The sequence below is a fragment of the Agrobacterium sp. LEGMi-208b genome, from assembly GCF_059511785.1.
The window spans coordinates 187314-211850 of the sequence record NZ_CM183445.1; the positions used below are offsets into that span (position 1 = coordinate 187314).

The window sequence follows — 24537 nt, forward strand, 5'->3', positions numbered from 1 at the left end:
CCGCGTGAAAATGCAAGCGTTTATGCAAAAAAACCGCGAGAACCGCCCGCGTTTCAGCGAACCGGCTTGTTTTCGCAGGTCTCGGGCTTGAGGATATCGAGCTTTGCAAGCTTACCCGTCAGAACGAAATCGCCGTAATCCATCGTCAGGTCGCGGGTGATTCCGTTTTCGTAGAGCTTGAACGACATGCGATAGATCGGCAGGGCGTCGGTGCCGGTCTTGTCGTTGTAATAAGCGATGGTCACCGGCCAGTAAGCGGCCTTGGCGAATTCGCCCGCCTTGCCGGCGTCCGCATCGCCGTCCTTCGGTGTCTGCGATTTGCCGACCAGCGTGGACGTGATCAGGCTTTCATCGCCGTCATCCGAACCGTCGAAAATGCGCGATTCAAAAATGCGCTTGCCCTGACGGGCATTTTCGATGACCTGAAACATATGTTGTGTCGGGAATTCGCTGGCGACGAGGCTCACCTGACGGGCATCTGGGCGGGTGAGATCGATCTTCACGCCATCGGTGCCTTCGGTTGCGGCCCCCTGCACTTCCTTGTCCAGCTTGTCGTCTGTGTAGGACTTTGTCTCGAAGGTGAATTTTTTGGCCGCGAGATCTTCAAAGGTCGTGGTCTGCTGATCGGTCATGCGCACGGCGTCGCCCGTGTTGATCTGCGTCACGAAACGGAAATCCGTCTTGTAACCCTGACAGGCCGAGCCGGTGAATTCATAGACCATGCGGCCCGTCATGCCCTCGATGCCGGAGCGATCCGACGCATCCTTGAGTTCGAGATCGTAGATGGCGCGATGCGCAATGAGATCCGGAACCGCGACGGGCAAGGCATTGGCAGCGTTTGACAGGCCGGTCATAAGCCCTGTTGCGGCAACGAAACCAAGCGTCCTGACAAACATGCAATATCTCCTGTTGGACTCGCTGCTCATATTGTACAAGCAACCGCCCGGCTTTTGGATCAACATCTTCTGAATGCCGGATTCTTGAAGGATTTACAACAAAACCGGAGACGAAAATGTCGGACGTCATCGAAGGCCGCCTCAAGGAACTTGGCTTTACGCTTCCAGTCGCGGCAGCACCAGCCGCAAACTACGTTCCGTTCACCATCAGCGGCAATCTGCTTTATGTATCGGGTCAACTGCCGATGGAATCGGGCAAGATTGCGGTGACGGGCCTCGTTGGCCGCGATGTCGACGTCGCGGGCGCCCAGCGCGCGGCCGAATTATGCGCCGTCAACATTCTCGCACAGGTCAAGGCCGCTTTGAATGGCGATCTGTCGAAAATCCGCCGTGTCATCAAGCTGAACGGCTTTGTTGCGTCGGTTCCCGAGTTCGTGGAACAGCACCTCGTCATCAACGGCGCTTCCAATCTCATCGCCAATGTTCTCGGTGAGCCCGGCAAACATGCCCGCGCCGCCGTCGGCATGGCCTGCCTGCCCTTCAATGCATCCGTCGAAATCGACGCCATCGTGGAAATCGACGTATGACGCTCAAGCTTTCCTGGCTGACGGCTGAGCCCGTCGCCCATCGCGGTTATCACGATCTCAACAAGGCGGTCTGGGAAAATACGCTCTCCGCCTTTTCCCGCGCCATCGAGGCCGGTTTCGCCATTGAATGCGACGTACAGCTGGCGGCCGACAGCGTGCCGGTGATTTTTCACGATGACGATATGGCCCGGCTGACAGGTATAAAGGGCGACGTGCGGGAACGCACATCGGCCGAACTTTCTCTGCTTGCCGTTGGTCAGACCAAGGACCGGGTCCCTACCCTCAAGCAGCTTCTGGCGCTCACAGCCGGCAAGGTGCCGTTGGTGATCGAGCTGAAAGGCCGCGCCGGCGAAGGCGTCGATGACGGTTTTGCGGAGGCGGTGCTGGACGATCTCGAAGGCTATAAGGGCCATGTGGCGCTGATGAGCTTCGATCATCACCTGCTGAAAGACCTGAAGGCTGCGGGTTCGCCCTGGCCGCTCGGCCTCACGGCCGAAGGCGACAAGCCGGAAGACTTCTTCAAGCATGACGAAGCGATGCAGCTGGGGCTCGATTTCATCTCCTATCATTGGGGTCACCTGCCCAACAGTTTCATCGAAGCGCAAAGAAAACTCGGGCTTCCGGTGATTACCTGGACGGTCAGGGATGAAAATGCGCGTGAGACTACCTATAAGTATGCGGACCAGATGACATTCGAAGGTTTCGACCCGAGAGAGAACCCGTCCGCCACGGCATGACAGAAGACTATTCCATCAGCATTGCGCAATCCTTCGGGGATATCGATCCGGAAAGCTGGAAACGGCTTTCCGGAACTTCGCGCAATACATCAGGAAAATACTACAATCCTTTTATTTCCCATGAATTTTTATCATCAATGGAAGAGTCAGGCTCGGCTACGGCAAAGACCGGCTGGCTTGGACATCACCTGCTGCTCGAAGATGTTGCGGGCACGCTCGTCGGCGCTGTTCCGGCCTATCTGAAGAACCACAGCCAGGGCGAATATGTGTTCGACCATGGCTGGGCGGATGCTTTCGAGCGGGCCGGCGGCCATTATTATCCGAAACTGCAATGCGCGGTGCCCTTCACGCCTGCGACCGGGCCGCGGCTCCTTGTTGCAGAAACGGCGGACGCCACGCGCTTCAAGCCGCTTCTGGCCTCCGGTCTCGCACAGGTGACGGAAAAGATCGGCGTTTCCTCCGCGCATGTCACGTTTCTGCAGGAAGACGACCTTTCCGCCCTTCTACCCCGGGATTTCCTGCACAGGACCGACCAGCAGTTCCATTTCATCAATAACGGTTATCGCGACCATAATGATTTTCTCGAAGCCCTGTCCTCGCGCAAGCGCAAGGGGCTGAAAAAGGAACGCCGCGCGGCACTGGAAAACGACATCGAGATCGACTGGCTGACCGGAAGCGATCTGACCGAGGATATCTGGGACCAGTTCTTCGCCTTCTACATGGATACCGGCAGCCGCAAATGGGGCCGGCCCTATCTGACGCGGAAATTTTATTCGCTGATCGGCGAACGCATGGCCGATGACGTGCTGCTGGTGATGGCGAAACGCGAGGGGCGCTATATTGCCGGTGCGATCAACTTCATCGGTTCGGATGCGCTTTATGGCCGCCACTGGGGCTGCATCGAGGATCACCCCTTCCTGCATTTCGAGGTCTGCTACCATCAGGCGATCGATTTCGCGCTTTCCAGGGGATTAAAGCGGGTGGAAGCCGGCGCCCAGGGCGAGCATAAGCTGGCGCGCGGTTACGTGCCGGTCACCACCCATTCGGCGCATTTCATCGCCCATCCGGGCCTGCGCCGCGCCATTGCCGATTATCTTCAGCGCGAGCGCGAAGAGGTCGAGCATATTGGCGATTATCTTGATGAACACACGCCCTTCCGCAAGGGCGAGAGACAGGAACAGGAACCGGACGCATAGTCCGCGATGAGGAGATCAACGATGACCAGCGCCTATGACGACAACAATATCTTCGCAAAAATCCTGCGCGGCGAAATTCCGAGCCACAAGCTTTACGAGGATGAGCATACGCTGGCCTTCATGGATGTGATGCCGCAGGCGCCGGGCCATCTGCTTGTCGTTCCCAAGACCGGTTCCCGCAACCTGCTCGATGCCGACCCGGAAGTGCTGGCAAGAACCATTCCCGTGGTGCAGAAACTCGCCGTGGCCGCCAAGGAAGCTTTCGATGCGGACGGCGTCTTCATCGCCCAGTTCAACGAGCCGGCAGCCGGCCAGACCGTGTTCCACCTGCATTTCCACGTCATTCCGCGCAAGGAAGGCGAACCGCTGAAGCCGCATTCCGGCGTGATGGCCGATGGCGAGGTGCTGAAGGCCCATGCGGAGAAGATCAGGGCGGCGCTCGCTTCGTGAAGAGCGTAAGACGCATGGGCGTTTGGCAGCCGGACCACGGCATCCGCACGCCGTGACCCCGAACCTGATTCTGGCTCCAGTGCGATCAAGCCCTTGATCGCACGAGGCTCTTCTCACGGCGCAGACGCGCCGTGGCTGGATGCCGGATCTAGTCCGGCATGACGACGGTGGTGTTTATCGTCACTCGACAGGACGGTACGCATTCCGCTCCGGCCACGGCCAACCTTCCAGCACCGCCATATCCGGCCGGAATATTTCCACCTTCAGCGGATAACAGGCCGCCGTGTCGCTGGAATGCGTGGCGCTGCAATCGCCGCCGGGGCAGGCGGAAAGCGCGCAGATGAGATCGATTTCCGCGAAAAATTCCAGATAGTCGCCCGGCCGCACCGGGCTCGCCTTCATGAAATACTGGTGCGTATCGTGGGTAAAACCGGTGCACATGAAGACATTCAGCACATCATGCACATGCGGCTCAGCCTCGCGGAACGACAGACCCGTGGCGGAGGCAAGCGCATTCGTCAGGTTTGAATGGCAGCAATGGTGATAATCGCCACCACTCAGCAGCTTGTTGGTATAGGGATCGCAGCGGGTGCCGATCACGTCATGCACACCGCCGCCATCTTCGTCGAAGCCATACCATGACAGCGTATCATGGGTGATAGTCGCCATCGGCCGCAGAGATGGCAGGTTGCTCCATAGCCGGTTGCCGACGGAAACATGGGTGGCATGCAGCGCGCGCGTCTTGCCGCTGAAAAAGCGCTCGTTCAGATCATCGGCGTTCCAGAGGTTCAAATCCCCCACCTGCGGGCCTTCGACACTGACGATGCGGAAGAAATGCCCCTTGGGGACATTGAAGGTGCGACCGTCACGCGGGGGCACGATGACTTCGTCGACCTTCTCCATCCCGTTCTTTGCCCGCTCAAGGCGCGCAAGATCCGGTGTCTCCAGCGTGCCGTTCGGATAAACAACGACGGGACGGATGGCACGGCGCGCGGCGGCATCCGCGGGTTCGGCAGCAGGCATGGGGGTCATGAGATCCTCGGAAAAAGACGTTATCGACGTGATAAATGCGCCATGGCCGCCCCGCTGACAAGACGGGTTTTTCTTGCGCTCAGCCCAAGTTTTACTTACCCTTATCAATCATGACACTGCCGCCACTCGCCACCCTTCGCGCTTTCGAAGCCGCCGCCAGAAAGGCCAGTTTTGCCCTGGCCGCGCAGGAGCTTGGCATGACGGCGACTGCCGTAAGCCAGCATGTCCGCAATCTCGAGGCATGGCTCGGGGTCGCGCTTTTCGAGCGTCACGCGCGCGGCGTCAGGCTTACCCCGGCCGGAAAGGAATTTGGCAACACGGCCTCCAGCAGCCTGCGGCATATCGCTTCCGCGGCAGAGCGCATCCGTCGCGGGCGGGAGCGGATGACCGTGCACCTTGCCAGCCTGCCCTCTGTGGTGGCGCATTTTCTCACACCCCGGCTGCCCCGCTTCCGGGCCTTGCATCCCGACATACAGGTGTCGATCAGCTATTCCGGGACGCAGCATGCAGGGGCCGCCGATCTCACCATCGCGCATGGGATATCCTTCGGGGAAAATGCCGCGGCACTTTTCAGCGCCGAGACACGCCCGACCTGCGCCCCCGCCTACCTCGTCAGTTCCGGCCCTTTCGATGATGAGGCCAGTCTGTTGCGCGCGGAATTGCTGCATGACGACAGCGAGACGGCATGGCGGGACTGGTTTGCGATCGGCGATATGCCGCTGCCCTATGGCGCAGGTCCGATTTTCGCGGATTTCAATCTGCTCGTTACGGCCTTGAAGGCGGGACAGGGTATCGGTCTCTGCCCGACGGCGCTTCTTCGCGAAGAGATTGCAAACGGCCAGCTGGCCGTTCTCTTCGACCGGGCTGTCGATACGGACAAATATTATTGGCTCATCCGGACGGAGGAGATGACAGCGCAGGCGAAGATTTTGGCCGACTGGCTGGTGGCGGAAGCCCATACAAGTCAGAGCAGCTGTTCCACTACAACGATCTAAGCCGGAACCGTTACCGCAACCCCCATGCTTTCCCTCGCCGACAGCCAGTCAAGCAGCCGGCCCGATGCGGCGCAGACGACCGCAAAAGCGATGAGGCCGCCGAAAACATCCGAAAGATGATGTCCGCCCTGCACCAGAACGGCCGGCAGCATCAGGAGGTTCAGCGGCAGGATCACCGCCATCACCAATCGGTGACGCGGTACGAACCAGACCGACATTGCCGCCATGAAGATGTGGAACGACGGGAAGCCGATGAGGCCCAGTACGTTCTTGGGAGAGAGATAGGTCACACCGTCCTGCCCAAGTCGCATCAATTCACGCCCGTAGGCGGGATCCACCATCAAGGGAATGGCCTGCGTAACCCACTCCGGCAACTCGTGATAGGCCTTTGCCCCATAGGTGGGAAAAAATATCCAGAAGATGATGCTGGCCATCGCACCCATCACCCCGGTGACGATGAAATGATGCAACATCCTGTCCTTGCCCGTAAAACCGAGCATGATGATGATCAGCAGCAATTGCGGCAGAGAGGTCGTATAAACCAGGAACAGCATTTTGCCGAGCCAGGGATATGTCGCTGCCCAGGTCACCATATCAGGCCAGCTATACCCGAGAGCCGTGTCCAGGCGGAAGAGCACGGGATCGATTACCGGAAACGCCACGGGCAGGAACATGTAGTTAAAAACAGCACCGACCAGCGAGAACAGGATGAACAATCCGCTCGAAATCAGGGCAGCGGCAATGGGAAGATCGCGACCGCTGTTGCGATAGAACAGACCGAGCGCCAAGACGCCGACACCCGCCATCCCGCATAAAAAATATCCGACATAATCAAGCTGAATACCCTTGATGGCGATCAGCACGGCATTGACAACAAATAATATGATCACTGTACGCAGTACAAATCGCTCTGCGGCAAATAGCTGCATTAAAATTCATCCCTATCCCCAAAACAAAGACAGGGTACCGACATAGGTTTAATATTGAGATAAACAGTATTAAAGACCGAGCATGAAAAGCCCGCCTGCCAGAAGCAGAATCGGAACAGCCACCCCGACGATGACACGCTGGCCGGAGAGCAGAAATGCGAGAAAACCGAATGCAGCGGCGCCGATTCGTAGCCAAATCGGCGATGCTTCCAGCGTTCCGGTCGGAAAGACGATGAGCTTGGCGGTCACCGCCATGACGAGGGCGGTGGCCACCGCCCGCACCCAATAAAGCGCTTCAGAATCCTCTTTTAACCGGTTACCGGCGAGGACGCCGAGCCAGCGCCAGAGATCGGTCGCCAGCCAGCCGGCAATGGCGATAAAGAGATAAGGCGCCCACCATTGTTCGGTCATCATGGTTCGCTCTCCGGTGAGACGGGCTTTATCCGGCGGCGGAACACGAGGCGGTCGATCAGATAGGCCAAAGTGCCCCCGCCTATCCCGGCATAGAGAATATCGAATTCCGGCGCGATCACCGCAAAGACGGGTCCGGCAATCACGCCGATGACGAAGGCGACCTTGACGACGGAATGGCGGGCGGAGGCCCAGATCGACGCTATGAAATAAACCGGGGTCAAAAAGAAGAGAACACCCGCGACGAGCGGCGGAAAGGCGGCGACCACGCCGTAACACAGGCCGACGATGATGGCATTGACGACGGTAAGCGTAATACCAAAACCCGCGAACCAGGCTGCGCGCGCCTCACGCGGCACCCTGGAGAGATTCTGCGTGGCAAAGACCCACGCCGTGATTGCAACGAAATGCGAGAGAAAGAGCAAAATCCAAGTCGGCGTCTTCGCGCCGCGCATTTCCGGAACGATGGAAGCAACCATCGGCATCATCCGGACCGAGGACAGTGTCACCGCCAGAAAACAGGCGGCAAGATTGGCGCCACCGACCATGGAGCCGATCAGGATCATTTTGGCCGGCAGGGCCCAGATGACAAGCGTCATGAACACGGCTTCGCCGCGCGCAACCCCGGATTCCAGTGCAAAGGCGCTGAAACCGACGAAAGATGTCATGAGAATGAGCGAGGGCAACGAGAATATGCCCCGCATTCCCCGGAAAAACCAGCCGCTCAGGGGGACGGTATCGCTGTCGGCAGTCTGCATTGCTGACCCACTCGTGCATGTCTCCCCGAAATGCGCCGTGTTTCGGAACGACATGCGTAAAACAAAAAAATAGAGCGCGCCGTAGGTATCAGACAAAACGCGGCGCGCTTCATACATGAAAATGCCGGGCTTTCGCCCGGCACCGGTTTATCGGTCGAAGACCGTTATCATTTCTTCTTCGGCACTTTCGGCACCGTATTGGTCTTGCGGCGCGGCTTGTTGTCCTCGTCCGACTTATCGGCTTCGGCAACAAGGACATCCGCCTCTTCATTGGTCTTCGCCGCCTTGGAAGCGGGTTTCGCCTTGGCCTTTGCCTTGCCGGGCGATTTGGCCGCCTTCAACTCGGCCTCCGGCTGCGGCTTCACGGGTGCGGTCTCCGGCAGAACCTCAAGGATCAGGCCGTCGGAACCGTCATCCTTCTTGCCGACGGTGACGCTGACGACGCCGCCCTTCTTGAGCTTGCCAAAGAGGATTTCATTGGCGAGCGGCTTCTTGATGTTTTCCTGGATCACGCGCGACAGCGGGCGAGCGCCCATCTTTTCGTCGTAACCCTTTTCCGCCAGCCAGGAGATCGCATCTTCATGCAGATCGAAGGTGACGTTGCGTTCGGAGAGCTGGGTTTCCAGCTGCATGACGAACTTCTGCACGACCTTGTGGATAACGGCGGTCGGCAGCGGCGAGAACGGAATGATCGCATCCAGACGGTTGCGGAACTCCGGCGTGAACAGGCGGTTGATCGCCTCTTCATCCTCACCCGTGCGGCGTGAAGAACCGAAACCGATGGCGGATTTCGCCATTTCGGACGCACCCGCATTAGTCGTCATGATCAGGATGACGTTGCGGAAGTCGATCTTCTTGCCGTTATGGTCGGTCAGCGAGCCATGGTCCATCACCTGCAACAGAATGTTGTAGATGTCAGGATGCGCCTTTTCGATTTCGTCCAGCAGCACCACGGAATGCGGATGCTGGTCGACGCCATCGGTCAAAAGACCGCCCTGATCGAAGCCGACATAACCGGGAGGTGCGCCGAGCAGACGCGACACGGTATGGCGCTCCATATATTCCGACATGTCGAAGCGCAGCATCTCGACGCCGAGCGAAGCGGCGAGCTGCTTGGCCACTTCCGTCTTGCCGACGCCCGTCGGGCCGGAGAAGACGTAGGAGCCGATCGGCTTGTTCGGTTCGCGCAGGCCCGCACGTGCCAGCTTGATGGCCGTGGCAAGCGCCTCGATGGCGATGTCCTGACCATAAACGACCGAGCGCAGTTCCTTTTCGAGATTGGCGAGAACCATCTCGTCGTCCTTGGAGACCGTCTTCGGGGGAATGCGGGCCATCGTCGCGATGGTGGCCTCGATTTCCCGCTCGGTGATCAGCTTGCGACGCTTGGAGGCCGGCAGCAGCATCTGCGCCGCACCGGTCTCGTCGATCACGTCGATCGCCTTGTCCGGCAGCTTGCGGTCGGAAATGTAGCGGGCCGACAGCTCGACGGCAGCCTTGATCGCCTCGTTGGAATATCTGAGGTGATGGTAATCCTCGAAATAGGGCTTCAGCCCCTTCATGATGGCGATGGCATCATCGATGGACGGCTCGTTGACGTCGATCTTCTGGAAACGACGCACAAGCGCGCGATCCTTCTCGAAGAACTGGCGATATTCCTTGTAGGTGGTGGAACCGATGCAGCGAATCGCACCCGACGACAGCGCAGGCTTCAGCAGGTTCGATGCGTCCATCGCGCCGCCGGACGTTGCGCCCGCACCAATGACGGTGTGGATTTCGTCGATGAACAGAACTGCGCCCGGATATTCTTCGAGTTCCTTGACCACCTGCTTCAGACGCTCTTCGAAATCACCGCGATAACGGGTGCCGGCCAGCAGCGTGCCCATGTCGAGCGAAAAGATCGTGTCGTTGGCGAGCGCTTCCGGCACCTTGCCTTCGACGATGCGCTTGGCGAGACCCTCGGCGATCGCCGTCTTGCCGACGCCCGGATCACCCACGTAAAGCGGGTTGTTCTTGGAGCGGCGGCAGAGAATCTGGATCGTGCGGTTGACCTCGTCGTGACGGCCGATCAACGGGTCGATCTTGCCGTTCTTCGCCTTTTCATTGAGGTTGATGCAGTAGGCTTTCAGCGCGTCCTGCTGCTTCTTGGCGGAGGAACCGTCCTCCTCGGGATTGCTGCGGTTCGGCTTGTTTTCGCTTTCCGGCTCATCGGCGCCGCGCGGCGTGCGGGTCTGGGAGGTGCCCGGACGCTTGCCGATACCGTGGGAGATGTAATTGACCGCGTCGTAACGGGTCATTTCCTGTTCCTGCAGGAAATACGCGGCGTGGCTTTCGCGCTCGGCGAAAATGGCCACAAGCACATTCGCGCCGGTCACTTCCTCGCGGCCGGACGATTGAACATGAATGACGGCCCGCTGGATGACCCGCTGGAAGCCGGATGTGGGTTTGGAATCCTCGTCGTAACCCGTAACGAGGTTCGTCAGCTCATTGTCGACGTAATCGCTGACGGTCTTGCGCAGCGCATCGAGGTCGACATTGCAGGCGCCCATCACGGCGGCGGCATCCGCGTCGTCGATCAGCGCCAGAAGGAGATGTTCCAGCGTCGCATATTCATGATGACGCTCATTTGCAAAGGTCAGTGCCTGGTGCAGCGCCTTCTCGAGACTTGGGGAAAAAGTTGGCACGTTGCGATCCTCATTTCTTTTCCATGACGCATTGCAGCGGATGCTGGTGCTGTCGGGCGAAATCCATGACCTGGCTTACTTTCGTCTCTGCGACCTCATATGTAAACACCCCGCATTCGCCCACGCCGTGCTGGTGCACGTGCAGCATGATGCGGGTTGCCGCTTCGCGATCCTTCTGGAAAAAACGCTCCAGAATATGGATGACGAATTCCATGGGAGTGTAGTCGTCATTCAGTAAAAGAACACGGTACAAATTCGGTCTTTTTGTTTTTGGCTTGACGCGGGTGATAACAGACGTTCCGCGGTTGGTACCGCCGCCGTCTTCCCCTTCGCCCTCGCCCTGCATGTAGATCGGCCTAGCGATCATCTTTCATCATTCTCCAAACTGTTCTCAAACCGACAGCTTATCGCCAGGAGGGAGAACTTCGCCTCTTCATATCTAGGTCGTTAAGACGCGATTTTAAGCCCCTTGCGAAACGGTGCAATCACTATTGCGTTTGCGAAGGGGCAAACCTCGGGAAAAGTGCGGATGCGGAGGCCGCGCGCAGCACAAGGAGAGACGAACCGGCAGGAGCGGCGCATTTCAGGCCGGATTCGAACGGGCGGAAAAGGTCGTGGCGCAGGCTAACCCGGTTCGCCGCCGCCAGCCTTACTCCTTGTCGTCCAGCATTTCGCGAACGGCAATGGCAAGCTGCTTCAGCGAGAAGGGTTTCGGAAGGAAGCCGAACTTGGCATCCGCCGGCAGGTTCTTGGCGAAGGCATCTTCGGCATAACCCGAAACGAAGATGAATTTCAGGTCGGGATAGGACTTGCGCAGTTCTCTCAGCAGCGACGGACCGTCCATTTCCGGCATCACGACGTCGGAGACGACGATGTCGACCTTGCCTTCCAGCTCCTCCATCACCTCCAGCGCCTCGGTGCCGGAGCCGGCCTCGTGCACGGTGTAACCGCGCGTTTCCAGCATGCGCTTGCCGCCGCGCCGCACCGCCTCCTCGTCCTCCACCAGAAGCACGACAGCGGATTTGCCGGTCAGGTCCAGCGGCTCTTCCTTTACCGGCTCGGCAGCGATGACAGGAGCAAGTGCTGCCTCACCGGGCTGCTGTCCATTGCTCTGCACGGCCTCCACCACATGGCGCGGCAGGTAAATGCGGAAGGCGGTTCCCTTGCCCACTTCCGATTCGGGATAGATATAACCGCCCGACTGCTTGACGATGCCATAGACCATCGACAGGCCAAGGCCGGTCCCCTTGCCGACTTCCTTGGTGGTGAAGAAGGGCTCGAAAATCTTGTCCATGATTTCAGGCGGAATGCCCGTGCCGTTATCGGCGACTTCCACCATGACCATGTCTTCGGCGGGGAATTCGGGACGACCGAGCGCCGCAACTTCCTTTTCATCGACGTTGCGCGTCCTGATGGTGATCTTGCCGCCATCCGGCATGGCGTCGCGCGCATTGACGCAGAGATTGATGAGCACCTGTTCGAATTGCGACAGATCGGTCTTTACCGGCCAGAGATCGCGGCCGTAATCGACCTCCAGCTTGACATTGGTGCCTGATATCAACCGGTCGACCAGCATGCGTAGATCGCCGATCACATCCGTGAGGTTGAGGATTGCCGGACGCATGGTCTGCTTGCGCGAGAAAGCGAGAAGCTGGCGCACCAGCACGGCGGCCCGGTTGGCGTTGCGCTTGATCTCCATGAGGTCGGCAAAGCTCGGATCGGCGGGCCGCGCCTGCAGCAGCAGATGGTCGGATGACAGGAGAATGGCGGTCAACACGTTGTTGAAGTCGTGGGCGATGCCGCCTGCCAGCGTGCCCACCGCATTCATCTTCTGCGTCTGCGCCATCTGGGTTTCGAGCGCCTTCTGCTCGGTCACCTCTATTGCGTAAACGATCGCCACTTCTTCCGGCGCTTCATCGTCCTGATCGATGACGGCGTTGACGTAGAAACGGAAATGTCTGGTCTCGTCGCTCGGATGGCGGGAATCGAAGGGCGCAATATCGCCCTGGCGGTCCTTGGCCTCGGCCAGCGCCTGTTCCAGCCGCGGCTTTTCATTGTCATGAAGGACGGTTTCAAGTGCCACGCCGCGATCAATATCGTCGCGCCCGACAACGCCGGAAAACAGCTTCAGGAAGGGCGCGTTGATGCGCAGGATGCGGCCTTCACCGTCGAGCGAGGCAATCGCCATCGGCGTATTGTTGAAGAAGCGCGTGAAACGCATGGCGGAAGAGGATTCCGTATCCTCCTGCCCCTTCGGGCGCATCAAAACGATAGTCCGGCTTTCGCCCGGCGCGCCATCTTTCGAGGTCACCTGATGCACGAGGCGCGCCGGCATGCTCTGGCCGTTTACCCGGCGCATGTCGAGATCGAGGATTTCGGTGCGTTTCGCCGTGCCCTGCGGATGCACCGATTCGATCAGCGCCATGCCCTCGCCGGCGACGATGTCGGAGACGGTCATGGAACCCGGCGAAAACTGCGCAAGGTCAATGCCGAGCCATTCGGACAGGGTGGCGTTCAGATAAACGATCTCGCCCTTGCGGCCGGCGGAAAAGAAACCGGCCGGGGCGTGATCGAGATAATCGATCGCATTCTGCAATTCGCGGAAAAAGCGCTCCTGATCCTCGCGCTCCGGCGTGATATCGGCGATCTGGAAGACGTGCAGCCCCTCGCCGCCCGCATCTTTCAGCACCCGGCCCTTCAGCCTGTACCAGTGCGGCCCGGTGTTAGAGTCCTCACCCAGCGGTTTGAGCAAGCGGAACTCTTCGTAACCGTCGCGGCCTTCGCGCAGCACGTTGATGAGCCGGTAAAGCGCTTCGGTCGATTCCCGGCTGCGCGACAGGAGCGTTTCGAGACTCTGGATATCGCTCGCCTTGGTGGTGCCGCTCATCCGGCAATAGGTGGCGTTGGCATAGACCATATGCCCCTTGGCGTCGGTGATCAGCGTGCCTTCGGGATGGGCCGAGAGAAAGCGGCGGGCAAGACCGTCGGATTGCGATTGCGGCATGACCTCGATGAAGCCGATGATCGACGAGACCAGAAAGAAGATGCCCATCATGGCCAGCACGCCGAGAATGCCGAGCACGATTTCGTTTTCCAGCGAATCCTTGAAATAAACGAAGGCGGCCGCCGCCGCGATCAGAACAAGCGCCAGAAGCAGAATGCGCAAGACCGTGCCGGAACGGGCGCGCCTGTCCACCAGCGGAAGGTCGTTGTCGCTTGTCTCGCGCACCCGTGTCATCTTGGCCTCGCAGTCGTGCAGGTCGTCATTCGGTCAGCCCCATTTCCCTGACGGAATCGGGCAGTAAAATTTCTTGTAGCAACTCGCTTGACCGGCAAAAAGCTCCGCCAGGACACAAAGGCTTAAAAACGCACAGCGAAAACGGCCTGAAGGGTGTATAAAAGCCTTAAAAGACTAGTGCCTGGTACAGGTCAACGCCTTCACCTGGCATTGAATGCGTGGCGCGGAACAGATGATCTTGCCATCGGTGACGGTGCAAACCGAGCATCCGTCGGTGAAGTCGACGCAGGAAGGATTGTCTCGCACGAACTCCGCCATGGTGGCTGAGGTCTCCGGCACTTTGTCTTCGGCACGCGCGCTCCATTGTGGAAACGCGAAAAACGGCAACAGCAGCAAAACAACACTTACCAAACGGGGTGTAAGGGAGCTGTCAATGCGCAATGACCGGGACATTCAGGACCGCTCCTTCGACAAAAAATGCAACTTTCGCTGTCTCGCAGCATTGAAGGACGAGATATGACGCTTGGTTGGCGTCATTGCGGTTGAGGCGGCGATCCTGTGGGGCGAAATGAATAAACCTTGTGTCGCGCCTAAAAAAATCGTCTTTTCCTGCTTGATGTTCACATTATAAGAACCACGGCAATATTAATTGCCCAAGAAACTAAAAGCCAAAAAAAATCTGAAGGGATGATCTCCATGATGGAAGATTTTATCGGCACCTATGGAAACCGTCTCATCGTCGCCGTCGTCGGTGTGGGTGTGGCCCTGCTGGTTCTGGCGATTGCGCTGTGGCTTCTGCGCCGGCGCAGTGGTTCTGCTCCTTTCATCCGGGGCGGGCGCAACCGGCAGCCGCGTCTGCAGGTTCTCGATGCAACGGCCGTAGATGCGCGCCGCCGCCTGGTGCTGGTGCGCCGCGACAATGTCGAGCATCTGGTCATGATCGGCGGCCCGACGGATATCGTCATCGAGAGCGGCATAGGCGCGATCCCGATCGTCAGGGACGTGCAGGAGCCGGAATTGAAGACGCTGCCGCGCCAGGAAAGCGAACAGAAGAGAGCCGAGCCGACGATCCAGCAGGAACGTCGCCCCGCCCTGCCACAACAGCAGCCCGTTGTGGCAGCAGCTCCCGTTTCCGTGCCTGAAGAACCCGCAAAGCAACCGCAACGGCCGGAGCCGCCGGCCCCGGCCCCGCGTCCGGCACCCGTTGCGGCCGCCGCCGCGCAGGTTCCGCCACGCCCGTCAACCCCGCCGCAACCCGTATCCACATCTGTAACGGCGCGCGAACCCGCGCCGCCGGCAAGACAGGCCACGCCCGAGCGGGAGGCAGCCCGACCCACGCCGCCGCCAATACCTGTTGCAGTTGCTCCAGCCGCTGCCATTCTGCCTATGGCGGCTGCGCCGCTCGACATGGCCGCGGCCCGAACGGAACCCAGGCGCGCCGAACCCGTCGTGCCGGCTCCGGCACCGGTCGCACCGCCAGTCCCCGTGCAGGCGCCCGCACAGGCGAAGGCGGAAGAACGGACAGCGGAATTTGCGCCGCCGGTTTTTGCCGCGCGCGAGCCGGTGATCGACCAGTCCAGCGCCGCCGATTTTCTCGACGCAGCGCGGGAAAGGGTTCTACCCGACCTGAAACCGGGGCAGAATACGCCGCCGCCCGCACCTTTTCCGCCCAAGCCCGAAAATCCGGCTGTGGCTTCGACCGATGCCGAGCCGAAGTTTTCCGATGAGCTTGCCAGCGATTTCGAGAGTTTTCTCGAGGCGGAGATTGCCAAGAGCAAGGAGGCGGATAATGAACCGTCCATCGCTCCCGCCACCGAAAAGCAGGTCAAGACACAGCCAGTTTCTCCGCCCGTCACCGGCGCTTCACCGGATGGAGACATGCAGAAGGAAATGGCGCGCATCTTCGGAGAGCTCTCCGTCACGCGTGACCGCTGAAGGAAAAGTCTTTCGACCAAAATACGGAACAGAAAAGGGCACGGAAGCGAATTCCGTGCCCTTTTATTTGTCATGCGATTTGCCGGCCTGCTGGCCGCAGCGCCTTATTCGTCGCGATAGACTTTTTCGCGACGCTCGTGACGCTCCTGCGCCTCGATGGAAAGCGTTGCAATCGGGCGGGCGTCCAGACGCTTGAGGCCGATAGGCTCGCCCGTTTCCTCACAGTAACCGTAAGTGCCGTCTTCGATCCGCTGAAGAGCCGCATCGATCTTGGAAATCAGCTTGCGCTGACGGTCGCGGGCGCGAAGTTCGATCGCCCGGTCCGTTTCGGAAGAAGCCCGATCGGCGAGATCGGGGTGGTTGGCGCTTTCTTCGGCGAGATGTCCGAGGGTCTCGCGCGCTTCTCTCAGGATGTCATTTTTCCAGGCGACCAGCTTCGCGCGGAAGTAAGCCCGCTGGCTGGCATTCATGAACTCATCGTCTTCCGAGAGCACATATTTGCTAAGATCGATCTTCTCACTCAACGCGATTCTCCTCGAAGAACATCTCAATGCGGCGGTGTATACTCCAATGATAGTGGCCGATTCAAGTCTGCAGATCAGTTTTCAGGCATTTTTAAAACTGACACAAAAATCATCTAAATGACTAATTTTTATCCTTTATTCGTATTGAAGCGAACTCTTCTTCAATCACTTCAACGCGACTTACCAACAGGAAAGAGGACTTGCGGTCCTGCAACCCTATCCTGTAGCATTCATGGCGTACCCTGACATTCGAACGCCGGTCCCCGCCCTTGACAGCATCTTCCCCGAGCCGAGTTTATCTTCTGCGCCACGCCAAGGCCGCCTGGGCGGCGCCGGGAGAACGGGATTTCGACCGGGGATTGAACGAAGCCGGCTTCGCCGAGGCGGAGGTCATCGCCGACCTTGCCGCCGACCGGTATTACCGTCCCGATCTGCTGCTGTCATCCACCGCCACGCGCTGCCGGCAGACCACGCAAGCCTGGCAGCGGGCTTTCAACGAAGGCATCGATATCGTCTACATCGACGAGATGTATAATGCGCGCAGCGAAACCTATCTGTCGCTCATCGCCGCGCAGGCGGATGTGCAGTCGGTGATGCTAGTGGGGCACAACCCCACCATGGAGGCAACGCTGGAAGCGATGATCGGCGAGGATCTGCTGCATGCCGCCCTGCCCTCGGGCTTTCCGACATCGGGCCTTGCGGTTCTCGACCATGATGACAGCGCCGCAAACGGTAAAAATAGCTGGCGGCTGGTCGATTTTCTCGCACCGGGCAAATAGTCGCTGCGGCGTGCCATAAAAATCCTGAAGGGCAGCCTGGCTGAAAATCCACTGGGGCGCTTCTTTTTTGGGCAGCCATACCTTCCTATATTGCAGCCGTGACCGTGAAACACAGCCAGGAAATCGCCCTTGCCGCCTTCCCTAACGTCCCTGACAGACAGTGCGCTAATCGCATTCGACAATCTGGCCGACCGCGCGAGCAACCTCACCCACCCGACATTGCGGCTTGGCGTCACCGGCCTTTCGCGGGCGGGCAAGACGGTTTTCATCTCTTCCCTCGTCCACAATCTTCTGAATGGCGGACGGCTGCCGCTGTTCGAGGCCATGCGCTCCGGACGCGTCTCTAATGTGCGGCTGGAGCCGCAGCCGGATGACGCCATTCCGCGCTTCCAGTATGAAGACCATATCCAGGCGCTGGTGCGTGACCGGCTGTGGCCGGATTCGACGCGGGCGATCTCGGAGCTGAGGATCACATTGGATTACCAGAGCGCCAGCGGCTGGGGCCGGTGGTTCTCGGCCGGCAAGCTTTCCATCGATATTGTCGACTATCCCGGCGAATGGCTGCTCGACCTGCCGCTTCTGTCGCAGGATTACAAACAGTTCAGCGACGCGACCGTCGCACTGGCGGAAACCGGCATCCGCGCCGAACTGGCGCAGGAATGGCTGGCGATCGCCTCTTCGCTCGATATCAATGCGCCCGCCGACGAAATGACGGCCCGACGGCTGGCCGAAAGTTTCGCGGCCTATCTGAAGGCCTGCAAATCCGACGAGAGATCGCTTTCCACCCTGCCGCCCGGTCGTTTCCTGATGCCCGGCGATCTGGAAGGATCGCCGGCGCTGACCTTCGCACCGCTTCCCGGCCTGACCGACGAGAAAGCGCCGAAAGGCTCGCTGCGCGCCATGATGGAACGGCGCTATGACGCCTACAAGTCGATCGTGGTCAAACCCTTCTTCCGCGAGCATTTCGCCCGCCTCGACCGGCAGATCGTGCTGGTCGACACACTGCAAGCGGTCAATCGCGGCCCGGAAGCCGTACAGGATCTGGAGCGGGCGCTGGGCGATGTTCTCGCCTGTTTCCGCCCCGGCACCAACAGCCTCCTGTCGTCGCTGATCGGCCGGCGCATCGACAAGGTGCTGATCGCCGCCACCAAGGCCGACCATCTACATCACGAGAGCCATGACCGGCTGGAACGGCTGACCCGCCGTCTGGTCGACCGCGCCATCACCACCATCGGCATGAACGGGGCCGGCATCGAGGTCATGGCGCTCGCTTCGGTGCGCGCCACCCGAGAGGCGAGCGTGCGACAGGACGGCCACGAGCTGCCCGTCATCGTCGGCACGCCAATGGCTGGCGAAACCATCAATGGCGAGACCTTTGACGGCAATCGCAAGACGGCGATCTTTCCCGGCGATCTGCCTGATGATCCCGAGCCGCTTTTCCACAGCATCGACAGGGATGGCGACAAGGCGTCATTGCCCGATGTCAATGTCGTCCGCTTCCGCCCGCCCAATATTGACGAGCCGGGCAGCGGCGGCATCAGGCTTTCCGTTCCCCATATCAGGCTCGACCGCGCCATGCAGTTCCTGTTCGGAGACAAGCTCGCATGAAGCTTCCCACACAAAACGATCCGCAGGCGCGCCGCCCGGCCGCTTTCACGCTAGAAACGGAGGACACGGCACGGCCGTCTGCCACACGCAAACGCACGCCGCGCAGTTTCGACGCCGAGATTTCACTGACGCCGGACGAGGACGATCCGTTTCTGGCGCCTGAGGAGATCGATGCCGCCGCACTGCCGGTGGCGACGCCGAAGAAAAGCCGCTTCTCCTTCGGCAAACTCGCGCTCGGGGCGCTTGGCGTCCTGTTCTCGCTCGCCTTCGGGCTATGGGCGGATCAGCTTATCCGCGATCTCTTCTCCCGGTCCGACTGGCTGGGTTATACGGCGACAATCGCGCTTATCGTGGCGCTTTTCGCGGTTCTCGCCCTTGTTGGCCGCGAAGTCTTCGGCATCATGCGGCTCAACGCCGTGCAATCGCTCAAGGCCGATGCCGAGACAGCGAGCCTCGACAAGAGCCCGAAACCCGCACGCGCCATCGTCACCCGCCTGAATGCCGTCCTTTCCCACCGGGCCGAAACGGCCAAGGGCCGCGCGGCGTTGAAGGAAACGGAAAGTGACGTGATCGACGGCCCACATCTGATCGAGCTTGCCGAACGCGAATTGCTCGTTCCGCTCGACAGGCAGGCCCGCGCCCTCATTCTCAATTCGTCCAAACGCGTCTCCGTCGTCACTGCCGTCAGCCCGCGCGCGGTGGTCGATCTCGCTTATGTGCTGTTTGAAGTGACGCGGCTGGTGCGCGCCATGGCGGAGCTTTACGGCGGCCGCCCCGGCACGCTCGGCATGCTGAAACTGCTGCGCGACGTCGTCGCCCATCTGGCCGTCACGGGATCGATTGCAGTCGGTGACGGGCTCGCCCAACAAGTCCTCGGCCACGGTCTTGCCTCGAAACTCTCGGCGCGACTCGGCGAAGGCGTCATCAACGGCCTGATGACAGCGCGAATCGGCATTGCGGCGATGGATCTTTGCCGCCCACTGCCGTTCAGGGCGGTGAAGAGGCCGGGCATCGGCGATTTCATGTCCGACCTCACACCCGATTTAAGCGGGGGAAAAAGCGGTGAGAAAGCCTGATCGGGCGGGCATTCCCGGTTCAAAAGGTTACGGACGACGCCGCAATTGAGAGCGAAATAAACCAAGCATTAACCATTCCGCCGGTAGATTGCAGCCTATCGAACAGGCATCTTCGCCGGGGAAAGTATCATGTATTCGCGCTTCTTTTCGCTTGTGGGCGGGCTTGCCGCCATATTGTCCGTCAGCGGCGGCTTCGGCATGTCTGACGTCCATGCCGCATCGCGCGATCGCGACGACGTGTTCTTCCGCTCGGTGGCCGGTGTCTGGAAAGGTCCGGGCGAAATCGTCGCCGGCAAATACAAGGGCACCAAATTCACCTGCGATCTGACGGGCGAACCGCTCGACGACAAGCAGACCGGTATCAAGCTCGGCGGCACCTGCCGCGTCGGCGTCTTCAGCCAGCCCATGTCGGCCGTCATCAGCCAGAAGGGCAACAGCTACGAGGGCAAGTTCCTCGATGGCGCCGAAGGCAAGGGACTGGACATCACCTCCGGCCAGGTCAGTGGCGACAAGGTCGTCGTCGGCATCAACCGCGCCAAGCTCAACGGTGCGATGGTCGCCCGCGTCTCGAACGACAATTCGATGAACATCACCATTTCCGTCAAGGTCGCCGACCAGATGATCCCGGTCATCGGCGTGACGCTGGCGCGCGATATCGACCAGCTCGCCGTCGGTTCGATCAAGCCGTAAAAGCCATACTTTTCTCAGCCATCGCCAAGCGGGAGTGTCCACCACTCCCGTTTTTCGTTTGCGCTGACAATGCCGGTCTTGTCGGCCTGCTGAAGCCATTCCCGCACGGGCTTGCCTTTTACCTCGAGGTCGGGCGCGATATCGGCAAGCGGCATCAGCACGAAAGCGCGCTCCGTCATGCGCGGATGTGGCACTTCGATGCTTTCGGTTACGAGAGACTCATTCCCATAGGTCAGCACATCGATATCGATGGTGCGCGGGCCCCAGCGCTCCGTGCGCACCCGCTTCATGCCCTTTTCGATGTCGAGGCATAATTGCAGCAGCGCCGGCGCTGAAAGCGAGGTCTCGACCAAAGCGCAGCAATTGAAGAAATCCACCTGATCCGTCTTGCCCCAGGGTGGCGTGCGGTAGAGGCCGGAAACAGCCAGCAGGCTGCAATCACCATGCACATCGAGTTCGCGCAGCGCCCTTGCCATGGCCGTGGCGGGATCGCCGATATTGCCGCCGAGCCCCAATGCGGCGATGGTCATCTTTTCAGGCACGGTGTTCAACGCTCACCTGCGCATAATCGAGAATGCCCGGAACCGGTGCCGAGGGTTTGCGCACGGTGATCCGCAACCAGACGATCTGCGGATAACGGGCGCGAAGCGCCTTGGCGATGTCGTTCGCCAGCGCCTCGATGAGATAACGACGCTGGCCGACGACGATTTTTTCGATGACGGCGAAGGCCACGCCATAATCGACGGTGTTTTCGATATCGTCGGTTTCCAGTGCATCACCCGCCTCGACTTCCATCTCGGCATCGACGAAAAAGCGCTGGCCCAGCACCTCCTCCTGCTCGAGAAGGCCATGACGGGCGAAAAAAGAACAGTTTTTCAGGATGATGGTATAGCGGCTCATCGCATCGCCTCCATGGCAGGACTGTTTCGCCTGAAAGCCGCGCGATCTTCAGGACACGGCATTCCGGCACTCGTTAAACTACGCATCGGCCTTTGCCGACGCTTTGGCAAGGACCGCATCGGCGATTGCCAGCGCATCGCGGGTTGCCGCGACATTGTGCACGCGAAAAATCGAAGCGCCCGCAAGCCTCAGGATCGCGGTAGTCGCAGCCGTTCCGATATCGCGTTCATGGGCCGCATCCCGGCCCGTCAGCGACCCGATGAAACGCTTGCGCGACGTGCCGGCAAGAACCGGCAGGCCAAAAGCGGCAAGCTCACCGAAACGCGCCATCAGCGCGACATTTTCGCTTTCATCCTTGGCAAAACCGAAACCGGGATCGAGTACGACGGCGTCGCGGGCAACACCCGCATCCTCGGCGATCTCAAGTGAGCGATTGAGGAATTCGAACTGATCCGCGATGACATCGGCAAGTTTCTGCCGGTCGCGGCCGGTATGCATGATGCACACGCCGGCGCGGGCGGCGGCCACCACACCGGCCATCTCCGCGTCTTTCTGCAGTCCGAAGACGTCATTGACGACATGGGCGCCGGCGCTTATCGCCAGCCGTGCCGTCGAGGCGCGATAGGTGTCGACGGAAATCAGCACATCCGTCTCGCGGCGCAATTTTTCGATGACGGGCAACACACGGTCCTGTTCCTCGGCTTCTGTCACCGCGGCGGCGCCGGGCCGGGTGGATTCGCCGCCTATATCGATGATATCGGCGCCCTCCTCCACACAGGTCAGCGCATGGGAAAAAGCCGCATCGACGGCGAGATAACGGCCGCCATCGGAAAAGGAATCGGGCGTCGCATTAACGATGGCCATAATACGGCCACGCCCATCAAGTTTCAGGGAGCGGCCATGGGCCGCTTGCCACGCGTTGCTGCCGACTGTTATCACGTAACACGCGCCTTTCAGGAATAACGGAGTGTTATGCCAATTCTTATAAGTTCCGCTCCGCCTATGCAGCAAACCTTTTTCAAGTTCAACCGGAAGGCCGGGTCATGACAAAATCATCACGTGCTCTTTGCGCCGCTTTAGCGGCTGCAGTGGCACTTTCCCTACCCGGACCGGCGTTTTCCGAAACCATCGTCCGCAAGACCTATTCCTATTTTTCGATCACCGGCAAAACCGCCGCCGACCTCGACCAGCAGCTTTCCAGGCACGGTCCGCTGACGCGCAATACCGGCGCGCGCCATCCGGGCGCGACCGAAATCAAATTCGGAGGCGAGCTCACCTATGTCGAGAAAGACGGCCTTTGCAGCGTCGGAACGGCTAAAGTGGTGCTGAATACCCGCATCCTCCTGCCGCAATGGAAAAACCGCCGCCGCACCACGGCGGAGCTGGCCTTCATCTGGGATACGCTGCTTGCCGATATCAAGCGCCACGAAGAACGCCATGCCGAAATCGCCCGCACCCACGCCCGCGCGCTTGAAAGACAGCTGACGTCGCTTCGCCCCCAGAAAAACTGCGAGACGCTGCAGGAAATGGTCGGCAAGATCACCCAGACGGTGATGGACGAGCACGATCGCGATCAGATGCGCTTCGATGTGGTGGAATCGAAAAATTTCGATGCCCGCATGACACGGCTTTTAAAGAACCGGCTCGAGCAGGGTCAGAACCGCCGCTGAAGATCTTCGGCCGTAGCTTCCAAAATCCCGAGCAACAACACGGACATGACGTAACGTCATGTCCGATATCACCCGTGAATTCTCGTCATGGTGCGGCCGGCAAGACTCATTGTAGCTTGTTCATACGGTTTGAAATGGTTGCGGCCCACGGCGGGTCCGACGGTTGCAACCGTCTCCGGTTCTCCCGGTGCGCGCTTGAGGGCTCGCAGGTGTTTCCTCCCTCGCCTGCATGCTGCGTACCCGCCTCGCCCCGCTCCCCGCTATCAGGTGAGCGGGGCTTTTTCTGCGAGCGATAAAGCTGGTGTCTTCAGCCCTGGCGTTCGGGAACATGAACGACGAGGCCGTCAAGCTCATCGTTCATCTTGATCTGACAGGAAAGACGCGATGTCGGGCGAACGTCGAAGGCGAAGTCCAGCATGTCCTCTTCCATCGGCTCCGGACCGCCGACGCGCTCGGCCCAGGCATCGTCGACATAGACATGACAGGTCGCACAGGCGCAGGCGCCGCCGCATTCCGCATCGATGCCGGGAATGGAGTTGCGCACTGCATTTTCCATGACGGTGGAGCCGTTGCTCACGTCGAGTTCATGGGGCGTGCCGTCAAAGGCAACGATGGTCAGTTTTGTCATGCCGGAAATCCAAAATGTGATCTAAGAACTGTTCTAAACACATAGAAAGGCCGGTCCGCCTTGGCAACCCGCTTCGAGGGCGCGCAGGCGCAACCGGCCTTTCAAAATGGCAGATTTGATGTGTTATGCCTCAGCGGCAGAGCTTGAGGATGAAATTTTCAGCCTCGACAATGGTTGCCGCGAGTTTTGCGATCGCCGCGCTGTCATTGCCCTTGTCCTCCACCACGGCCGCCGCCGCGGAAACGGCGGAGGCGCCGACGGCCTGCGCGGCCCCCTTCAGACGGTGGGCAGTCGCCATGACGGCCTTGCCGTCGGCGCCAGCCATTTCATGCAATGCGGCGCGGGCGTTACGGCTGAAGAGTTGCAGCACTTCGATCTCCAGATCCTTGTCGCCCATGGTCTGCCGGGCGAGATGATCGAAATCGATCGGTTTTTTACCGGTGGCAGGTGCACTGCCGCAATTGTCGGGAGCTTCGAAAACAATACTGACCGCTGCCATGGCTGGAATTCCTGTCTCGCCGTTTCCTGTTTCGTGTCACATCTGTGTCGTATTCACTCATCCAAACCCGTGCTATCGGCTTAAATTACGGCGTGACGCGGGCGAAAATCTTCTGCTATGGTTAATTTATGTTAAACTTATGCGAAACAAGGCGTTCAGCGTGAAACTCAGGTTTAAAAACTGTTAAAAAGCCGACACTTCGCCACCGCCGCAAATCCGCATTAATTGTTTCGAACACCTAAATGTGTCACTACGGTACTGCCGTTCCCGCAGGGCTTAAGCTCAAGCTTTGTTATTGCGGCACAGTGATGTAATTTC

At 59.6% G+C, this 24537-nt stretch carries 26 protein-coding genes; 12 read left to right on the forward strand and 14 right to left on the reverse strand.

The genetic code is table 11. The features are described from left to right. Positions 1-53: 53 nt before the first annotated feature. On the reverse strand, positions 54-896 hold the full coding sequence (locus AC5YUO_RS00945; protein WP_496153948.1) for a cell envelope integrity EipB family protein: 843 nt from the start codon (positions 894-896) through the stop codon (positions 54-56). A gap of 116 nt (positions 897-1012) precedes the next feature. Between AC5YUO_RS00945 and AC5YUO_RS00950 the strand changes: the two genes are divergently transcribed. Genes AC5YUO_RS00950 through AC5YUO_RS00965 form a run of 4 tightly spaced genes read left to right on the forward strand, consistent with a single transcriptional unit; the run spans position 1013 to position 3866 of the window. Next, entirely contained in the window at positions 1013-1483 is a 471-nt protein-coding gene (locus AC5YUO_RS00950; protein ID WP_279655271.1) for a RidA family protein, read from the forward strand. Next, a complete protein-coding gene (locus AC5YUO_RS00955) occupies positions 1480-2220 on the forward strand; it encodes a glycerophosphodiester phosphodiesterase (RefSeq protein WP_496153949.1) in 741 nt (246 codons plus the stop codon). Before AC5YUO_RS00950 ends, AC5YUO_RS00955 begins: the two co-directional genes overlap by 4 nt. Further along, on the forward strand, positions 2217-3416 hold the full coding sequence (locus tag AC5YUO_RS00960; protein WP_496153950.1) for a GNAT family N-acetyltransferase: 1200 nt from the start codon (positions 2217-2219) through the stop codon (positions 3414-3416). The genes AC5YUO_RS00955 and AC5YUO_RS00960 overlap by 4 nt, the downstream gene beginning before the upstream one ends. A gap of 21 nt (positions 3417-3437) precedes the next feature. Then, a complete protein-coding gene (locus AC5YUO_RS00965) occupies positions 3438-3866 on the forward strand; it encodes an HIT family protein (RefSeq protein ID WP_400812326.1) in 429 nt (142 codons plus the stop codon). A 180-nt stretch (positions 3867-4046) separates the two neighbouring features. On the opposite strand, the gene AC5YUO_RS00970 is transcribed toward AC5YUO_RS00965, so the two are convergent. Then, positions 4047-4898: an urea carboxylase-associated family protein gene (locus AC5YUO_RS00970; RefSeq protein ID WP_496153951.1), complete on the reverse strand. Its 852-nt coding sequence runs from the start codon at positions 4896-4898 to the stop codon at positions 4047-4049. Positions 4899-5008: 110 nt separating this feature from the next. Between AC5YUO_RS00970 and AC5YUO_RS00975 the strand changes: the two genes are divergently transcribed. Next, the gene (locus AC5YUO_RS00975; RefSeq protein WP_496153952.1) at positions 5009-5893 is read left to right on the forward strand and encodes a LysR family transcriptional regulator; all 885 of its coding nucleotides are present in this window, start codon (positions 5009-5011) and stop codon (positions 5891-5893) included. Here the strand turns inward: AC5YUO_RS00975 and AC5YUO_RS00980 are convergent. The 6 genes from AC5YUO_RS00980 to cckA all read right to left on the reverse strand — a co-directional run bounded on the left by AC5YUO_RS00980 (position 5890) and on the right by cckA (position 13910). After that, a complete protein-coding gene (locus tag AC5YUO_RS00980; protein ID WP_496153953.1) occupies positions 5890-6822 on the reverse strand; it encodes a phosphatase PAP2 family protein in 933 nt (310 codons plus the stop codon). The two genes, AC5YUO_RS00975 and AC5YUO_RS00980, sit on opposite strands and share 4 nt — an antisense overlap. A 69-nt stretch (positions 6823-6891) precedes the next feature. Beyond that, positions 6892-7236, reverse strand: a complete 345-nt coding sequence (locus AC5YUO_RS00985) for an AzlD domain-containing protein (protein WP_496153954.1) — start codon at positions 7234-7236, stop codon at positions 6892-6894. Next, positions 7233-7991, reverse strand: a complete 759-nt coding sequence (locus AC5YUO_RS00990) for an AzlC family ABC transporter permease (protein WP_496153955.1) — start codon at positions 7989-7991, stop codon at positions 7233-7235. The genes AC5YUO_RS00985 and AC5YUO_RS00990 overlap by 4 nt, the downstream gene beginning before the upstream one ends. A 167-nt stretch (positions 7992-8158) precedes the next feature. After that, positions 8159-10672: an ATP-dependent Clp protease ATP-binding subunit ClpA gene (gene clpA / locus AC5YUO_RS00995; protein ID WP_496153956.1), complete on the reverse strand. Its 2514-nt coding sequence runs from the start codon at positions 10670-10672 to the stop codon at positions 8159-8161. 10 nt (positions 10673-10682) lie between these two features. Beyond that, positions 10683-11039: an ATP-dependent Clp protease adapter ClpS gene (gene clpS, locus AC5YUO_RS01000; protein ID WP_003521420.1), complete on the reverse strand. Its 357-nt coding sequence runs from the start codon at positions 11037-11039 to the stop codon at positions 10683-10685. Between the two features lie 282 nt (positions 11040-11321). Beyond that, the gene (gene cckA / locus AC5YUO_RS01005) at positions 11322-13910 is read right to left on the reverse strand and encodes a cell cycle histidine kinase CckA (protein WP_496153957.1); all 2589 of its coding nucleotides are present in this window, start codon (positions 13908-13910) and stop codon (positions 11322-11324) included. Positions 13911-14142: 232 nt separating this feature from the next. On the opposite strand from cckA, the gene AC5YUO_RS01010 reads away from it, so the two are divergent. Further along, positions 14143-14430: a hypothetical protein gene (locus AC5YUO_RS01010; protein ID WP_496153958.1), complete on the forward strand. Its 288-nt coding sequence runs from the start codon at positions 14143-14145 to the stop codon at positions 14428-14430. 167 nt (positions 14431-14597) lie between these two features. After that, entirely contained in the window at positions 14598-15845 is a 1248-nt protein-coding gene (locus AC5YUO_RS01015; RefSeq protein WP_496153959.1) for a flagellar biosynthetic protein FliO, read from the forward strand. A gap of 104 nt (positions 15846-15949) precedes the next feature. Here AC5YUO_RS01015 and dksA read toward each other — a convergent pair whose 3' ends face one another. Further along, complete coding sequence (dksA, locus tag AC5YUO_RS01020; protein WP_003496274.1) at positions 15950-16369, reverse strand: RNA polymerase-binding protein DksA; 420 nt, start codon at positions 16367-16369, stop codon at positions 15950-15952. A 302-nt stretch (positions 16370-16671) separates the two neighbouring features. On the opposite strand from dksA, the gene AC5YUO_RS01025 reads away from it, so the two are divergent. The 4 genes from AC5YUO_RS01025 (at position 16672) to AC5YUO_RS01040 (ending at position 20522) form a co-directional block, all read left to right on the forward strand. Beyond that, entirely contained in the window at positions 16672-17148 is a 477-nt protein-coding gene (locus AC5YUO_RS01025; protein WP_496154880.1) for a SixA phosphatase family protein, read from the forward strand. Positions 17149-17277: 129 nt separating this feature from the next. After that, positions 17278-18756, forward strand: coding sequence for a YcjX family GTP-binding protein (locus tag AC5YUO_RS01030; RefSeq protein ID WP_496153960.1), 1479 nt, complete (start codon positions 17278-17280; stop codon positions 18754-18756). Further along, on the forward strand, positions 18753-19832 hold the full coding sequence (locus tag AC5YUO_RS01035; protein ID WP_496153961.1) for a TIGR01620 family protein: 1080 nt from the start codon (positions 18753-18755) through the stop codon (positions 19830-19832). Before AC5YUO_RS01030 ends, AC5YUO_RS01035 begins: the two co-directional genes overlap by 4 nt. Positions 19833-19961: 129 nt before the next feature. After that, positions 19962-20522 carry a hypothetical protein gene (locus AC5YUO_RS01040; RefSeq protein ID WP_003521427.1) on the forward strand — a complete coding sequence of 187 codons (561 nt, stop codon included), beginning with the start codon at positions 19962-19964 and terminating at the stop codon, positions 20520-20522. A gap of 14 nt (positions 20523-20536) precedes the next feature. On the opposite strand, the gene folK is transcribed toward AC5YUO_RS01040, so the two are convergent. From folK to folP, 3 genes are all read right to left on the reverse strand, one after another. Continuing rightward, positions 20537-21052, reverse strand: a complete 516-nt coding sequence (gene folK / locus AC5YUO_RS01045; protein WP_496154881.1) for a 2-amino-4-hydroxy-6-hydroxymethyldihydropteridine diphosphokinase — start codon at positions 21050-21052, stop codon at positions 20537-20539. A 4-nt stretch (positions 21053-21056) separates the two neighbouring features. Next, positions 21057-21422, reverse strand: a complete 366-nt coding sequence (gene folB, locus AC5YUO_RS01050; protein ID WP_003502532.1) for a dihydroneopterin aldolase — start codon at positions 21420-21422, stop codon at positions 21057-21059. A gap of 78 nt (positions 21423-21500) precedes the next feature. Next, positions 21501-22361, reverse strand: a complete 861-nt coding sequence (folP, locus tag AC5YUO_RS01055; RefSeq protein ID WP_496153962.1) for a dihydropteroate synthase — start codon at positions 22359-22361, stop codon at positions 21501-21503. 104 nt (positions 22362-22465) lie between these two features. Here folP and AC5YUO_RS01060 point away from each other — a divergent pair, with 104 nt between their 5' ends. After that, positions 22466-23092 (forward strand): DUF922 domain-containing Zn-dependent protease, encoded by a 627-nt coding sequence (locus tag AC5YUO_RS01060; protein ID WP_400812301.1) that lies wholly within the window; start codon positions 22466-22468, stop codon positions 23090-23092. Between the two features lie 307 nt (positions 23093-23399). Here the strand turns inward: AC5YUO_RS01060 and AC5YUO_RS01065 are convergent, their stop codons facing one another. Both AC5YUO_RS01065 and AC5YUO_RS01070 read right to left on the reverse strand, forming a co-directional pair. Then, positions 23400-23720 carry a 2Fe-2S iron-sulfur cluster-binding protein gene (locus tag AC5YUO_RS01065; RefSeq protein ID WP_003502527.1) on the reverse strand — a complete coding sequence of 107 codons (321 nt, stop codon included), beginning with the start codon at positions 23718-23720 and terminating at the stop codon, positions 23400-23402. A 130-nt stretch (positions 23721-23850) separates the two neighbouring features. Continuing rightward, positions 23851-24219 carry an Hpt domain-containing protein gene (locus AC5YUO_RS01070; protein ID WP_496153963.1) on the reverse strand — a complete coding sequence of 123 codons (369 nt, stop codon included), beginning with the start codon at positions 24217-24219 and terminating at the stop codon, positions 23851-23853. Positions 24220-24537 lie beyond the last annotated feature (318 nt).

What these genes read in the sequence shown, in the direction of transcription:
- AC5YUO_RS00945 (WP_496153948.1), bottom strand. Translation starts at nt 896, where the DNA reads ATGTTTGTCAGGACGCTTGGTTTCGTTGCCGCAACAGGGCTTATGACC.
- AC5YUO_RS00950 (WP_279655271.1), top strand. Translation starts at nt 1,013, where the DNA reads ATGTCGGACGTCATCGAAGGCCGCCTCAAGGAACTTGGCTTTACGCTT.
- AC5YUO_RS00955 (WP_496153949.1), top strand. Translation starts at nt 1,480, where the DNA reads ATGACGCTCAAGCTTTCCTGGCTGACGGCTGAGCCCGTCGCCCATCGC.
- AC5YUO_RS00960 (WP_496153950.1), top strand. Translation starts at nt 2,217, where the DNA reads ATGACAGAAGACTATTCCATCAGCATTGCGCAATCCTTCGGGGATATC.
- AC5YUO_RS00965 (WP_400812326.1), top strand. Translation starts at nt 3,438, where the DNA reads ATGACCAGCGCCTATGACGACAACAATATCTTCGCAAAAATCCTGCGC.
- AC5YUO_RS00970 (WP_496153951.1), bottom strand. Translation starts at nt 4,898, where the DNA reads ATGACCCCCATGCCTGCTGCCGAACCCGCGGATGCCGCCGCGCGCCGT.
- AC5YUO_RS00975 (WP_496153952.1), top strand. Translation starts at nt 5,009, where the DNA reads ATGACACTGCCGCCACTCGCCACCCTTCGCGCTTTCGAAGCCGCCGCC.
- AC5YUO_RS00980 (WP_496153953.1), bottom strand. Translation starts at nt 6,822, where the DNA reads ATGCAGCTATTTGCCGCAGAGCGATTTGTACTGCGTACAGTGATCATA.
- AC5YUO_RS00985 (WP_496153954.1), bottom strand. Translation starts at nt 7,236, where the DNA reads ATGATGACCGAACAATGGTGGGCGCCTTATCTCTTTATCGCCATTGCC.
- AC5YUO_RS00990 (WP_496153955.1), bottom strand. Translation starts at nt 7,991, where the DNA reads ATGCAGACTGCCGACAGCGATACCGTCCCCCTGAGCGGCTGGTTTTTC.
- clpS (WP_003521420.1), bottom strand. Translation starts at nt 11,039, where the DNA reads ATGATCGCTAGGCCGATCTACATGCAGGGCGAGGGCGAAGGGGAAGAC.
- cckA (WP_496153957.1), bottom strand. Translation starts at nt 13,910, where the DNA reads ATGACACGGGTGCGCGAGACAAGCGACAACGACCTTCCGCTGGTGGAC.
- AC5YUO_RS01010 (WP_496153958.1), top strand. Translation starts at nt 14,143, where the DNA reads ATGATCTTGCCATCGGTGACGGTGCAAACCGAGCATCCGTCGGTGAAG.
- AC5YUO_RS01015 (WP_496153959.1), top strand. Translation starts at nt 14,598, where the DNA reads ATGATCTCCATGATGGAAGATTTTATCGGCACCTATGGAAACCGTCTC.
- AC5YUO_RS01035 (WP_496153961.1), top strand. Translation starts at nt 18,753, where the DNA reads ATGAAGCTTCCCACACAAAACGATCCGCAGGCGCGCCGCCCGGCCGCT.
- AC5YUO_RS01040 (WP_003521427.1), top strand. Translation starts at nt 19,962, where the DNA reads ATGTATTCGCGCTTCTTTTCGCTTGTGGGCGGGCTTGCCGCCATATTG.
- folK (WP_496154881.1), bottom strand. Translation starts at nt 21,052, where the DNA reads ATGACCATCGCCGCATTGGGGCTCGGCGGCAATATCGGCGATCCCGCC.
- folB (WP_003502532.1), bottom strand. Translation starts at nt 21,422, where the DNA reads ATGAGCCGCTATACCATCATCCTGAAAAACTGTTCTTTTTTCGCCCGT.
- AC5YUO_RS01060 (WP_400812301.1), top strand. Translation starts at nt 22,466, where the DNA reads ATGACAAAATCATCACGTGCTCTTTGCGCCGCTTTAGCGGCTGCAGTG.
- AC5YUO_RS01065 (WP_003502527.1), bottom strand. Translation starts at nt 23,720, where the DNA reads ATGACAAAACTGACCATCGTTGCCTTTGACGGCACGCCCCATGAACTC.
- AC5YUO_RS01070 (WP_496153963.1), bottom strand. Translation starts at nt 24,219, where the DNA reads ATGGCAGCGGTCAGTATTGTTTTCGAAGCTCCCGACAATTGCGGCAGT.